This window comes from Gilliamella sp. N-G2 (assembly GCF_002142215.1).
In the GTDB taxonomy this organism is placed as follows: Bacteria; Pseudomonadota; Gammaproteobacteria; order Enterobacterales; family Orbaceae; genus Gilliamella.
Genome location: NZ_NAST01000008.1, coordinates 1 through 13,588, shown reverse-complemented (window position 1 = coordinate 13,588; position 13,588 = coordinate 1). Strand labels below are relative to the sequence as shown.

Below are 13,588 nucleotides of genomic sequence, written 5' to 3'. Positions count from 1 at the left end.
TGGAAAAAATAAGAAGAAAATTTTAATTAAGTCGTTAACTTAGTAATGAATCAAAATTAATACCTCAATGTTTCGATTCATTACTAAAATTCACCTAATAGCGAATAATCTAATATTTACCTAATCTAACTCACAGATTTCTTTGATTGATAAAGTGGTAGGAATATTACGATCATCAGAAAATTGAAAACGGAAAATAAAACGAATGTCATAAGTTTTTAAGACATTTACGACATCAGGTTTATCACAAAATTGACTATTAAGCCCTAATCTAACATTCTCCATAAAATCATTCAAAGGAGTATTTTGGCTATCTGAAGGCATTTTATATTCGAAAACCACATTATTAATGTTCGCGGTAATATTGGTAACTTCATAACCAGCCTCTACTTGAATAGGAAATTTACCTTTTTCTCCTAACAATGAGCGTTTTGCACTATCTGCTAATGCTTTAGTCACAGTTACCGCATTGTTTTTATCTGTATTTTTAGGTGCAGCATTGGCAGTTGAAAATACTAAAAGACCTGAAATTAACACTGCTAATTTAACAACTTTTTTCATTATTTATTCCTTTACTAATACTTATAAATTTATCTATTAATTATAATTAAAAAATAAAAAATCAATATATTAAAATTAGTTAACCTAACTGCAATTTTTAATAATCTAATATCATCGTCTTAACAATAATCTAATAGATATCTTACACAAAAATTTTCATAAAAAAAGAGTTATGAATCATTTATCGTAAAATTTAAGACTGATTTAAATGCTATTAATCTTAATTGAAAACCATTAAGCTAAATTAATTTCTTTGTAATTTTAATAAAAAATATTCTTATATTAGTATAAAGGTAACAAAAAAGGTAACACTAAGTGTTACCTTTCAAAGTTACAACATAGAACGAGTGCTACTTTTTAGTATGATGAGGATCTTTTACTGAATCACCTTGACCACTCACCACATACCAACCATTCTTACTATGTGGTTTTTTATTATGATCAGGACAAGGGGGTAACGATTTTTTACTTTGGTTTGAATATACATAGCCACAATCAGCACATTTATAAGTGCCAGCTGAAACATCACTACCGTATGCAGCAAATTTTTGTACCATTATAAGCTCCTCCAGTAAAATGTTATAAATAATAAGCCGATTTGCTTATTACAGTTATATATAAACGCTGATTGAAACAAAAATCAAGTCGAGATTGAATAAATCTCTCAATATCTTCGCTAAAAAAGCTTTAAAATATAAAAAAATTTAGATTTTTAAGTTTAAATACTCGATAAAATAAGCAACGTAATTCTGTCTTATCTCAAATTGATAATAATGGCATATTAAAAGAAATTAAAAAATAACAAATGAGAAAAGGTACTCAATCATTTTAAAATAACTGACAAATACCTAATAAAATTCAACTAATTTTTTTAAAAGACTTTTTTAAAATATTCTTTTTTACTGATAAGAGCTATTGGATTGTTTAACAAGAAAAAAATAATATAAACATCTTAATATTTTAATCAAAACTAAAATAATGTAACCGAAAAAACAACCGAGTGCAGGAATGAACATCGCAATGATGAATCCTATATCATCATAACCATTACTAACATGCTCAAAATAAAAATATAAAATACCCAACCAGCAAAAAGAAAAAACTAATCCACAAAATAATCCTAAGAAAGAAGTTAATACATGAGTCTGAGGGATAATAAATAATTTTATTAATTGTATTAGGAAGAAAACAATTTCAGAGATTATTATTATACAAAATAGTATAAAACGGATATGTGGAGCTGCATGACTAATATAAAATTCGCTTCTTAATGAAAAAATATTAAAAGTAACTATAAATGTCAAATAAGTAACCCCAAAAAGACAAATCCATAATTTATCTTTAGATAAATATTTAATAATTTTTGGCATAATTAATCCCTATAAACTTAAGTTAACTTCACTGTTAGCCTAAAAAATCTCATCCAAATAAATATGGTTACACTCAGATAAAATTAATATTTAACTGTTTAATAATCAGTTATTCATTCTACTTTTGATGGCTAAATAATTTTCTCATGCAATATCAAAAAAATAACAGTTAATCAAAAAATTTTATTTAGATCTTTCAAGAAATAAAACACAATATAAAAAATATAACATTCTGATAAGTATTAAAACAATATAACTCATAAAACAGCCAATCGCAGGCAAAAACGCCCAACCAAGAAATCCAAAACCATTCCATCCCCAACTATGAAATCGGACGAAACAAATATATAAAATAAATAGCCAAATAAAAGAAAATGCTAGCCCTAAAATTAATCCTAAATAAGAGGTTAACAAATGTGTACTATTAGCAACAAATAGTTTTATCAACATTGAAAGAAAGAAAATAATTTTAACTACAACCGCTATAGCAAATAAAATATCAACAGTTGGCTTACCTATTTTCCTAATAAACGAATGAGGATTTTCTAAAACAACATAATAAGTTATGTCCATACTAAAGTAGAATATGAAAAAGAGACCGATCAATACAGAATCTTTAAATAAATATTTCATAATGCTTAACACCTCTAATCCTTGAAAATATCATTAAACTTCCCTATTAATCCGTTGGAAAATTATTTAATAATTTTTTTTTGAGGGGTTTAGATTAGTTTAATATTATTAAAAATGCAATTTAGATATGGTGAAATTGATATCTATATTTCAAAATTAATAGTGATAAAATACTTGATAGATTTTACGACTTAACTTGAACCAGTGACCAATCGATTATGAGTTTTTTGGAGTGGGGTTTTAAATCAATAACTTAGTTATTAATCAATTAGTTAACTATACATATAAAAACATATTAAGCACTATAAAATCATATTCGATCGCCAATTTACCGCCATTTTTTGTTTATTAATAGTAGTGAATTCTTATAACTATTTGATAGGATAACTAACAATACAGGTTGCATCATTTCCCATATACATTTTGTTGCCTTTAAGAGATATAAATGGGAAGTTAGCGTATTTAATATTTTGTAAAGATAAATCCATGATAATATGAGAATCATTAAAAGTTAGTTTTGTAGCTTGAGCTGGATATATTCCTTTATTCTTTTCGGTTAATAAAAATGCGATAGGAAAAAATGATAGAATACTGATTACGCAAAAGTTACCATCATCATAAAAACCTATTATTTTACCACTAAAATGCATTTTATTAGGATAAAACCAGTAATAAATATCATGAGTATCATTTAGCGCATTATCGTTTCCTAAGACAAAATCTTGTAAAGGAGAAAAATAAGGTGAGTTAACTGGTTCTCTTATACAATCATTGACTGTTGTTGCGGATAATATATGTCCAATCATTGCACGACAAAAACGTATAGGGTCGAATCGGACAGAGACCGAATTATTAATCGAAGGAAAACCAGAGAAGTGTTTTTTTATTTTTGTATTTAATTCTTTAATGACAGAAGATACCTCCTGATCATTCTTGCCAATTATTTCATTATTACACTTTGCACATATCGTTCTAAATCTGCTACCATTATGCGACTGAACTCCTTTTAATTTTATGTTATCAGCACCTATAATTTCAAAAATATGTTTTTGTTCTATTTTTGATACGGTTATAGCACCTTTGGGAGGAACATGATCCATAGTGAGTTCGCCATATGAACCACAAATTAAACAATATCCTTTTTTATTCTTACATGCCTTATTCGCTCTGAAATGCCTTTGCTATAATTTCCCATATAAACTCATTTATCTAATTTAGATTCAATCACAAACTTAGTTAATGAAAGCATTCTCTCATATTTAGCTACAGTATCATAAAAAAATAAACTAAAAATAATAAGCCCAATATAAGCATAAGAAAAAATTGATACCCAATAATTTATCCCAAACGCATCTATTGTATTGGGTAATACACCTATAGTAGCTATAAGTCCAGGTAATATACCTAGCTTATCTATTGGTCCAATAAATAGGTTTATCCTTTTTTTAAAATATTCATATTCACTATTTAACTCTAAACATCCAAATTTTAATTCTGATACATCAAGTAATATTAGTTGTTTTAAATATTTTTTATCTGAACAATAAACTGATTTTACATTTAAATTGATAGCTCTATTAAAGGGTAGACGGAATAATTTTTTTTCTTGTTTTATACTTTTATATGTAATTGAGGCATAGTATCCTATCAATAAATAGGTAAAAATTAATGATATACATGCCCATAAATAATTTTTTGAGAAAATAAAAAAAACAAGAGAAAAAGAATATATAGCAACCACAAAAATTAACCACCAATGTCTAATTATCCATTCTTTGGACATAAATTTAATTTTTGATTTCTTTTTCTTTCTAACACCATCAATTTCAATTTTTTTAATTATATTTAAATATTTCATCTTATTTTTTCCCATCATTTAAAGGATTCAATCTTACTGCATCTTCAAAGTGATCGGGGGCAAAGTGGGCGTAGCGCATAGTCATTTTGATGTCGGTGTGGCCTAAGATTTTTTGTAGAACTAATATGTTGCCACCATTCATCATAAAGTGGCTGGCAAAGGTGTGGCGTAATACATGGGTTAGTTGGCGCTCAGGTAGTTCGATGCCAGTTCTATCTAATGCAGATCGAAAAGCCGAGTAACAACCAGTAAAAAGCTGGCCATGTTTATTGGGAATTTGTTTAAATAGTTCCTCACTGATAGGTATGGTGCGGTTCCGTTTACCTTTAGTATTGATGTAGGTGATTTTTCCATCCTTGACTTGTGCGCTTTTTAAGCTTTCAGCTTCGCTCCATCTAGCGCCAGTTGCTAAACAAATTTTAACAATAATGGTTAAATCGGACGCACTACTTTGCTGACAAGAGTTGAGTAAAGCTTGAATTTGTTCTTTGGATAAATAAGCCATCTCTTGTTCATCCGTTTTAAATGAACGAACCAGTTCCAAAGGATTTTTATGTTGCCACTCCCCTAACCGAATTAATTCGTTAAACATCGCCTTAAAATAGGTTAGTTCAAGGTTCATTGTCCTAGGAGCAACAGTTTTAATGCGATCGGTTCGATATATCTCTCCATCAATTCGTTTTTGGCGATAGTTGGTAAATTGTTTTGCAGTAAAGTTTGTTGCTAAAGGGTTATCCATACATTCACTGGCAAATAGCATTGCTTTCAAACGCGTTTGGCCATCTTTTAAGGTTTGACCATGCAACGCGTACCAGCTTTGGATCAATTCCGATAAACGGCGTTTATCTATTTTTTCATTGATCCATGGTTTTTGGTTAGTTTGTTCTTCAAGATAATTTTCATATGCCAGTGCCTCTCCTTTGGTGGCAAAGTTTTTTCGTATTCGACGGCCACCAGGGAGATATTTTTCAAATAACCATTTTCCATTAGGTTGTTTTCTTACTGACATACCTGCAATTAATCCTATACTATCCTAAATCAACTGTGCTTTTAATTCGCTAAACTCTTGTTCGGTAATGGCGCCTTTATCTTTTAGGCTGGCTAATCGCTCAAGTTTGACTAAAGTTTCATCTGAAATCACTGTCTCTTTAGATTGTTCAGCGGGGTTAAATTGCCCTTCACCAGTTGCTAACCATTGTAATGATGCGCCTGTTTCATCCATACATTTAACAACCAGATCGGAAGGAAAGAGATCGCGTCGATAACGGATTGATAAACTCGCTGCAGAGGTACCTAAATAGTTGCTGTATTCTACTTTGGATTTAAACCCATAAGCCTCAATGATTCTGTCCAATACTTTGGCACCGCCAGAATTAAAATTAATACTCATTTCAAATTAAGCCTAAGTTAATTAAAAAATAAAAATATGATTGACATTAAGCTTAGCTTAATGTTAAATTATATTTAACTTAAATTTACATATAAATACACATAATTACACATAAGCATATTTATGTTAGGAATAATGCACCATGATGACAACAATTTCAATCACTATTTCTGCTCCTTATGTCACTGTTGATGAATTTGCTCGAGTTTCGGGTATGAATCCACGTACCGTAAAAAAGTATGTGCACGAAGGATTGCTGCCAACAAGAAAGAAAAAAATCACCGGTAAGCATGACCGTTCGACAACACTAATTAATATGACCGCCCTGACGCTTGAAGGTGCTAAGGCGTTTAATCCTGAAATAAATTTAAAGGAGCAATAATATGAGTCAGGCTATCTATTTAAGTCAAAAATCGACGACGCAACCTTTAGTCATTTTTATTCAAACGAATAAACATAATCCAAATGGTTGGATCGAAAAAAGTAATGGTAAAACTGTTAAATTATGGCCAATTAAACATCGTTAAACCGAACTTAAATCAGTTAATAACACCGTTGCCTTTTTCGCAAGAAATGGCTCTTTTTTGATTCAAACTCAGTCATAGAAGGAAGATCGATGAATAATATCGAACGAGCTCATCAACTTGAACATATAAGAAATTTATATCAATTGATACATGGACATCGCAGCTTAGTTCGCAGCAATTTTAATCGGTTAAAGCCTGGACAAAAAAGACTGTTATTAGCAGCAGCAGGCATAACGCCATTAAAGACAAGATTGCCATATTCAGAACGTAATCTGAACTTTGATCAGCTCAATGATAATGAAATAGATAATTTAGAGATAGGACTTCGTCGGTTGCAAGCAATCGTTGATGTTTTTGCCCACTGTGAAGCACAAGATTTTACCAAACAATAATGAATAACAAGATGAGGAAAAGCATATGAACTCAAGCAGCATTACCCAATTGAAATTACAAGATATATCGGGACAAATTAAACAAGAAACCGAACAACGACTTTGTGATCTATATATTAATCGCTTAATGGAAATAGGTGGTCATATTTTAGATCAGGATTTAACCGCTAGTGAAGTAAATGAACTGCTTAATCAAGAAGCTGAAAAACTCCGCCATCAAAGCTATGAGACGAATGCCTAATGCGAGATATTGTAGACCAAGCAAATGATTTGGCTCAACTTGAACTGGATAATCTATTGGCTAATCGGCAAACCTTTGCCGGTGAATCAGCAAAAGATTGTCTGGAATGTGGTGAGCCAATCCCAGAAAAACGCCGACAATTGTTAAAAGGTTGTCAACTTTGTGTCGATTGTCAAAGTCTAAAAGAGCTATTTGCCAAACGATAATTGCTACCGAGAATTTATGATCAGCCAACCATTCTCCTTGCCCGTTATTCCTGCTAAAAATAAACATTCTTTATTATTAGCTATGCGTGATTACTATGAAAATATAGGGCAATATTCACCTAATAAAAAAATAGTAAGAACGCCAATAGCCCAGTTTGATTGTGGCAAAAAAATGCCACAATCTATCAGCTATAATGAAATCAAATTGTGGCAAGTTGACCAAGAAGATCATCCCTTCCGTGCACAATATTTTGCTGATTTACCTGATTTTTTAGCTGGCTATTTTGCAGATAAATATATTAATCTTTTTCAAGTTGAAGGACGAAAAGCCGCCAATAGTTTTTTACGGCAAACTTTGGGTGGTAATATTCAATCACGGTTATCACAAGTCAAAGCTCGTTATCAAGCAGCTAACCCTAGTGCCTTAGCGATTAATTTTGCTGATGAATTTGCTCAATTATCGACTTTAGGCACTAAAAAGTTAGTCAATTTAAGTGTTGAAATCGCCAATTATCTCAATAAACACATCCAAACCTGCCTTGCGGATCAGGACTTTTGCTTGACCGCTAATCATATTGAAAGCGATAGTTTGGAGCAGAAACTTTATCGTAGCGTTTTAAAAGAACTAAACGGTATTAACATTCCCCCACCCTATTTGAACGATTTTAACCATAATAAATTAACCAACGAAAATTGCATTAAGGCATTGGCTAAAATAACCAATCATGAATGGTGGCAGCGTAAATTAAAAACGCGTCGAGATTTCGAACATGAACATTTAGCCATTGCAGTCGGTCAAGTACAAAAAAAGGCATCGCCTTATGCGAGTCGTAGCTGTCAAATGGAATGGCAAGAGCAAAAACGTCGCAATCAAAAATATTTGGAGAAAATGGCGATAGAAAATCCAGAAACGGGTGAACAAATACCATTGGATTTACAAGTTTATAAATCAATAGCTAACCCCGCAATAAGGCGTGTAGAGCTTATGACTCGTATGCGTGGCTTTGAAGATTTAGCTGATCAGCTAGGTTATCAAGGCGCTTTTATTACCTTGACTGCACCAGCAAAATATCACAGTGCGCATGCCAAAGGCGGTTTTGTTGAAAACTGGCAAGGCAATACTCCACGAGAAACACAAGCCTATTTATGCAAAGTTTGGTCACGAATTCGAGCTAAATTAAATCGGGAAAATATTCAATTTTTTGGTTTTCGAGTTGCTGAACCTCACCATGACGGTACCCCTCACTGGCATATTTTAGTCTTTATGCGCCCAGGAGATATCCAAAAAGCTTTTTATAGCATGTGGATATATGCCATGGATGAAGATGGTGATGAAAAAGGAGCCGCCATCAATCGCTTTGAATTTAAAGATATTGATAAGAAAAAAGGGTCAGCAACTGGCTACATTGCCAAATATATTGCCAAAAATATTGATGGATATGCACTCGAAAACGAAATTGATACACAAACAGGTGAAAAATTAAAACAGTCATCTAAAGCCATCACGGCTTGGGCTAGTCGCTGGAAGATTCGTCAATTTCAACAATTGGGTGGCGCCCCAGTCAGTGTATGGCGAGAACTACGGCGTTTGAAAAGTAAAAAAGTAACCGATGCTATTATCGATCCGGTGTTAGCTTCAGCCGATATTGGTGATTGGGCGGCTTATACCGCTCATCAAGGTGGCCCCTTAGTCAAACGTAAAGATATTAAAGTCCGCCTTGCTTATGAGGACAAAATTAATCAATATGAAGAGATCATCAAAAAAATAAAAGGAGTTTATGCGCCAATCCATGGACTGGCATCTTTTATATGTACTAGATTAATTAAATGGAAGTTAGTAGCTAAAAGTAACCACAATATCGTAAAAACTAGAGATGTATCATTATTGCGGGCGGAACGCACGCCTTGGAGTTCTGTCAATAACTGTACTCCCATTGATAATTCTGAACAGCAACGACAAATCATTAAACAACAACTGAAAATTATCGGTTTACCGGATAATGATATAAATGTGAATCGTCTCTATTTAAGGCAAAGTATCAAACTCAATACTCATCAGCATCTTATATTATCTGACACGTTAAATGGGCTTAATTTAATAATTACTGACCACTGTATAGAAACGAAAAAAAGGCCTCCTAAAGAATCATATCATGATTACTTTAAACTGTAGAAAAAAAGCCATAAGTTTTGGTTTTAACTAGGTGAAAAGCATAAAAATTAAGCAAAAAAATAAAAAATATCAATGCACTAAATATTAGTGTCTAGTTGGCTCAAAGTTTTTAAAAAATATACTTGATCGAAAAGTTAATTATTATATACTGTACATAAATACAGTGTTGAAGGGTAAATAAAAATGAACGAGTTGGAAAAAATAAAAACAATTGAACGCGCCGAATTACTTTCACGAATCATTACTGAATATATTCATTTACGTGAAAATGATAAAGACATAATACTTTTTTGGTTTCGAGATTTACTCGAACCACTAAAAGAACAACTGGCTGCTAAGCAAACTGATAATTCAAATAATTCATAAACACGTTAGGATAGTTGAAAATAGTTCATACCCACTTAACAACCATCATCAACTATCCTTCTTTTCTGCCATTTCATTTCATAGTAATTTCAAAAATTTTGAGGAACGGGGTTTTTAAAGCCTTACCGTTCCAGTTAATTTCATATTTACTAATAATTATCTTCAAAATCATGTTTATTTCTATTCATTAATATCTTGATAGCAAAGTTTTCAATTAATCTATTAAACCTGTCAAATACCTATTTATTTTAGCCAAAATAAAGGATTTTAATTGTCAAATTATCTATTACAAACCTCCATTAAAACAAACATGCAACTCATTAATTAATAACAATTTTTAATGATAACTTTTCAATCAATTTGTCCTTATAAATTAGGTTGAAATTACAAAAAACTGTATAATTAAACAGTGTTAAGTGGCCACTTATTTTGTCTCATATACTTATCAAGATTGAAAAAGACATATAAAAAAGATAATCAATTTACTATTTTTATAATATAGGTCTGAAAACTTACTTAGCGGCCATTTAAATATTGAGAGTCAATAATGCTGATTAACGATCCTGAAAATTTAGGTTGGCAGGTGGTTATTTATTTGTTCATCATCAGTTCGTTTGCATCATTAGCAAGTTACTTTTATAAACCATTAAACAGTAACAAATTAGCTATTAATACATAAATTGCTCAAATAGTTATTTCGATTTTTGTGGCAATCTTAATCTTTTTAACTATTGGTTATATTGATTTGTCATTTGTACTTGCTGAAATTATTGCTTACCTAGCAGATTGCTCAGGAACAACCTTAATTAAAACTCTGGAAGAAAGATTCATAATATAGATCAAAGGAGATGAAAAGTCATGAGATTAACAGAACACTTCAAATTAGAAGAATTTACTCGCTCAACAACCGCTACTCGGCTAAACATCGATAATCATGTGCCAGATGAATTAATGGCCAATATTCAGCTAACAGCAAACAAATTAGAATTAGTTAGGAAGGCTTTGGCGCATCCAATAATCATCACATCAGGATATCGCTGCCCTACTCTAAATAGTCAAGTTGGAGGCTCTCAAACTAGCGCTCATACCAAAGGTTTAGCCGTTGATTTCCACTGTGCCTATGGCAATCCCAAACAAATTTGCCAACGTTTAATCACGGTTGGCGTCGAATTTGACAAAATCATTCAAGAATATAATCAATGGGTTCACATTGAATTTAGTCATATAAACCAACGCAGACGTGTTATTACTGCGGTAAAACAAAACGGCAAAACAATTTATTTACCAGGATTAGTATGAACAAAACCAACTTCACTATTGCTTTCACATTTCTATTACTCATTTTTATCATTACTGATTTACTGCATGCAAAACAATTGGCAAAAAATGAAGTCAGTCAATTGACACAAAAGTTAGGCCAGTTACAACAAACAATTATCAGGAATAATCAGATTATCGCTGATAACGAAAAAAATAAACAATCTTTGGAACAGCAATCGCTACAAAATCAGGAGCAGATCAATGGTCAACTCAAAGAGAATTATTGCGCTAACCAGCTGGTGCCTATGCCCATTTCTGGTAGCTTGTACAACCGAGCGAAAAATCTTCGTCAATCAACCAATACCAGCGAATCTACTCATTAGTTGTCAGCCAAATTTACCCCCGCAACCAATGACCTTTGGTGATAGCTTAAAATACAATGAACATTTATTGCATGTCATCGAAAAATGCAATGTTGATAAACAAGCGATCTGGGAGATTACTAACAGTAATAGTCACTGATTTTTACTTAACAGATCGCCCCTCTCTTTTGGTATTGTATTTCAATTTGTCACAATTTTAGTTAATTGCTTAAAAATCAGTTAACAACGACCATAATATCAATAACTATTTATAACGAGTGACCCTCACACCTCGGCGGTGCAATGGTTTTAAGCGATTCGACACCTTTGTTTTCCGCCGAGCCCTATTTATTGAAACACCATCAATGTTGCTGTTAAAAATAAATCCAAATTAACTATGGAGTAATTAAAGAATGATTGTTTATACCATGCAAAATGAAAGTATTGATGCATTAGCTTATCGAGTTTTTGGTAAAACAGCCGGAATTGTCGAAATAATTTATCAAAACAACCCAAAACTTTGTGAATTACCAGCAATATTACCTATGGGTATTGAAGTAAACGTGCCTGAATCGGTACCTGAAAAAAATTCTAATTCTATTAATTTATGGGACTAATTTAATGACAGAGCCCACCAGTCTAACTTTTACCGCAGTTATTAGCGCTTTTTCACTATCAATGATTTATCCTAACATTGAAAATGGCATTATTTTAGGCGCACTTTGTGGTTCGATTTTACTTGTGATTAGTGAACAATATATTTCTGTTTTGCGCCGCATCGTCCTATTTTTTATCTCATTTGCTATGGGATTACTGTTAGCAGAAATGACGCTGTATTTACTCATCCCTATTTTTCCAGCCAATATTCAAACAAAAATGCCACTAGGTTTAGGTGCATTAGTTGCATCGGCTATTAGTGTCAAATTGTTATTATGGTTAATTAAAAAATTCGATGATCCAACAGATTTATTCAATAACTTTAGAGGCAAAAAATCATGATAATGACGCTCAATGCTATTTTTTGTTTAATGATTGCGGTGAGATTATTTACCTTCGATCGCAACAATTGTCGCTACAAAGTTAAATACAGTTGGTTAGCATGGTTGATGATAGTTTCAAGTGCTGCTGTTTGCTTATTTTCATTTTTCAATCTACCACATCGCGCTTACCTAGCCCAAGTTGTAATGAACATCACATTATTACTCTGTTTATTAAAAAGCAAAGGCAACATAGCTATCTTTTGTCGTTCAGTAAAATCAACTAACAACAGTAATTCACAATGATAGCAACAAAATAAATGATGTTAGTTGAAAATCAGCATTTAAGCATACGAATAACTAAGTTTAATATTCAGGACAATACATTTGGATCGAGGATTGATAATTAACAGTTATTTTATTTCAACCTCAACTCTATTTTATTGCATTGGAAATCACTGTTTTACTGCCATCAAGATTATTTATAAAGATTAAAAGGATCCATATGAAAAAAATTAACCAATTAAAACACTATTTGTTTGAGAAGAATCTGTTAAATTCTAATTTAACGGCGGAAAATCAATTTATCATCAAAGATGGCATTGTTGAGCCTTTCTCAGTGGACAATTCTGGATTTCAATACCATTTCACGTTAACGATAAATCTAATAGGTTATTGCTACCCTTTTAATGATTTAACCGCCAACATAGTCAGTTGGATGCAGGACAATCAACCAGATGCATTGATTAGCGCTCAGAACCGCCAACAAGCAATTAAGTTTCATGTTAACAATATCACTGACAACCAATGTGATTTAACCATTGAATTAAGATTATCGGAACGAATCAAACCAACACAAAAACAAGAAAAAACAGAATTTGACTCATTAACCGACCGAATAATATTACAGGAACCATTAGAAAAGTATGGCTATTAATAGCTGTTACTTTGTATAGCCAATAAAATACTAATACTAACATTAATCTTTTAAAATATATTAGCTAAAAGCTGATTTTAGGGGCTTAAAAAGCCCCTTTCCTCAAAAATTTTTATTATAAAAGTCTAATTTACTTCCATTAATATATAATGTGCATAAACAAAAATCACTTTTCAAACCTATCGTTATTGTGTATCTTGCGTATTAAAGATAAATGCCATAATACATATTCTTTACATCAAAGATGATAAAAACAATACCGCTTTATCTTTATTTACTAATAACAATAATTGACCAAACTATATAAATAATAATTATTAATTAATTTTATAAAT

21 protein-coding genes are annotated in these 13,588 nt (G+C 31.6%); 13 read left to right on the top strand and 8 right to left on the bottom strand.

Features of this window, described 5'->3' with window-relative positions; genetic code table 11:
* Positions 1-120: 120 nt before the first annotated feature.
* The 8 genes from B6C99_RS05295 to B6C99_RS05260 form a co-directional block, all read right to left on the bottom strand.
* Entirely contained in the window at positions 121-561 is a 441-nt protein-coding gene (locus tag B6C99_RS05295) for a hypothetical protein (protein ID WP_086358880.1), read from the bottom strand.
* 350 nt (positions 562-911) lie between these two features.
* Positions 912-1,118, bottom strand: coding sequence for a hypothetical protein (locus tag B6C99_RS05290; RefSeq protein ID WP_065578823.1), 207 nt, complete (start codon positions 1,116-1,118; stop codon positions 912-914).
* A 342-nt stretch (positions 1,119-1,460) separates the two neighbouring features.
* Positions 1,461-1,931 (bottom strand): hypothetical protein, encoded by a 471-nt coding sequence (locus tag B6C99_RS05285; protein WP_086358879.1) that lies wholly within the window; start codon positions 1,929-1,931, stop codon positions 1,461-1,463.
* Positions 1,932-2,114: 183 nt separating this feature from the next.
* Positions 2,115-2,564, bottom strand: coding sequence for a hypothetical protein (locus B6C99_RS05280; protein ID WP_086358878.1), 450 nt, complete (start codon positions 2,562-2,564; stop codon positions 2,115-2,117).
* A 371-nt stretch (positions 2,565-2,935) separates the two neighbouring features.
* Complete coding sequence (locus B6C99_RS05275; protein ID WP_216819386.1) at positions 2,936-3,664, bottom strand: hypothetical protein; 729 nt, start codon at positions 3,662-3,664, stop codon at positions 2,936-2,938.
* 101 nt (positions 3,665-3,765) lie between these two features.
* Positions 3,766-4,422 (bottom strand): hypothetical protein, encoded by a 657-nt coding sequence (locus B6C99_RS05270; RefSeq protein ID WP_143413963.1) that lies wholly within the window; start codon positions 4,420-4,422, stop codon positions 3,766-3,768.
* A 1-nt stretch (position 4,423) separates the two neighbouring features.
* Positions 4,424-5,431, bottom strand: a complete 1,008-nt coding sequence (locus B6C99_RS05265; protein WP_086358876.1) for a tyrosine-type recombinase/integrase — start codon at positions 5,429-5,431, stop codon at positions 4,424-4,426.
* A gap of 24 nt (positions 5,432-5,455) precedes the next feature.
* The gene (locus B6C99_RS05260) at positions 5,456-5,812 is read right to left on the bottom strand and encodes a helix-turn-helix domain-containing protein (protein ID WP_086358875.1); all 357 of its coding nucleotides are present in this window, start codon (positions 5,810-5,812) and stop codon (positions 5,456-5,458) included.
* 142 nt (positions 5,813-5,954) lie between these two features.
* Between B6C99_RS05260 and B6C99_RS05255 the strand changes: the two genes are divergently transcribed.
* The 13 genes from B6C99_RS05255 to B6C99_RS05200 all read left to right on the top strand — a co-directional run bounded on the left by B6C99_RS05255 (position 5,955) and on the right by B6C99_RS05200 (position 13,253).
* The gene (locus B6C99_RS05255; protein ID WP_086358874.1) at positions 5,955-6,194 is read left to right on the top strand and encodes a MerR family transcriptional regulator; all 240 of its coding nucleotides are present in this window, start codon (positions 5,955-5,957) and stop codon (positions 6,192-6,194) included.
* Between the two features lies 1 nt (position 6,195).
* Entirely contained in the window at positions 6,196-6,339 is a 144-nt protein-coding gene (locus B6C99_RS13170) for a hypothetical protein (protein ID WP_158092439.1), read from the top strand.
* Between the two features lie 89 nt (positions 6,340-6,428).
* Positions 6,429-6,731, top strand: coding sequence for a hypothetical protein (locus B6C99_RS05250; protein WP_086358873.1), 303 nt, complete (start codon positions 6,429-6,431; stop codon positions 6,729-6,731).
* Positions 6,732-6,756: 25 nt separating this feature from the next.
* On the top strand, positions 6,757-6,972 hold the full coding sequence (locus B6C99_RS05245; protein WP_086358872.1) for a DUF2732 family protein: 216 nt from the start codon (positions 6,757-6,759) through the stop codon (positions 6,970-6,972).
* On the top strand, positions 6,972-7,178 hold the full coding sequence (locus tag B6C99_RS05240; RefSeq protein ID WP_086358871.1) for a TraR/DksA family transcriptional regulator: 207 nt from the start codon (positions 6,972-6,974) through the stop codon (positions 7,176-7,178). The genes B6C99_RS05245 and B6C99_RS05240 overlap by 1 nt, the downstream gene beginning before the upstream one ends.
* A gap of 16 nt (positions 7,179-7,194) precedes the next feature.
* Positions 7,195-9,351: a replication endonuclease gene (locus tag B6C99_RS05235; protein WP_086358870.1), complete on the top strand. Its 2,157-nt coding sequence runs from the start codon at positions 7,195-7,197 to the stop codon at positions 9,349-9,351.
* Between the two features lie 183 nt (positions 9,352-9,534).
* The gene (locus B6C99_RS05230; RefSeq protein ID WP_086358869.1) at positions 9,535-9,717 is read left to right on the top strand and encodes a hypothetical protein; all 183 of its coding nucleotides are present in this window, start codon (positions 9,535-9,537) and stop codon (positions 9,715-9,717) included.
* Positions 9,718-10,575: 858 nt separating this feature from the next.
* The gene (locus B6C99_RS05225) at positions 10,576-11,016 is read left to right on the top strand and encodes a D-Ala-D-Ala carboxypeptidase family metallohydrolase (RefSeq protein WP_086358868.1); all 441 of its coding nucleotides are present in this window, start codon (positions 10,576-10,578) and stop codon (positions 11,014-11,016) included.
* A complete protein-coding gene (locus B6C99_RS05220) occupies positions 11,013-11,360 on the top strand; it encodes a hypothetical protein (protein ID WP_086358867.1) in 348 nt (115 codons plus the stop codon). The genes B6C99_RS05225 and B6C99_RS05220 overlap by 4 nt, the downstream gene beginning before the upstream one ends.
* Positions 11,361-11,752: 392 nt before the next feature.
* On the top strand, positions 11,753-11,956 hold the full coding sequence (locus tag B6C99_RS05215) for a tail protein X (RefSeq protein WP_086358866.1): 204 nt from the start codon (positions 11,753-11,755) through the stop codon (positions 11,954-11,956).
* Positions 11,957-11,960: 4 nt separating this feature from the next.
* The gene (locus tag B6C99_RS05210) at positions 11,961-12,338 is read left to right on the top strand and encodes a putative holin (protein WP_065651199.1); all 378 of its coding nucleotides are present in this window, start codon (positions 11,961-11,963) and stop codon (positions 12,336-12,338) included.
* A complete protein-coding gene (locus B6C99_RS05205; protein ID WP_086358865.1) occupies positions 12,335-12,622 on the top strand; it encodes a phage holin family protein in 288 nt (95 codons plus the stop codon). The genes B6C99_RS05210 and B6C99_RS05205 overlap by 4 nt, the downstream gene beginning before the upstream one ends.
* Before the next feature lie 199 nt (positions 12,623-12,821).
* The gene (locus tag B6C99_RS05200; RefSeq protein WP_086358864.1) at positions 12,822-13,253 is read left to right on the top strand and encodes a phage tail protein; all 432 of its coding nucleotides are present in this window, start codon (positions 12,822-12,824) and stop codon (positions 13,251-13,253) included.
* The last annotated feature ends 335 nt before the right edge of the window (positions 13,254-13,588 follow it).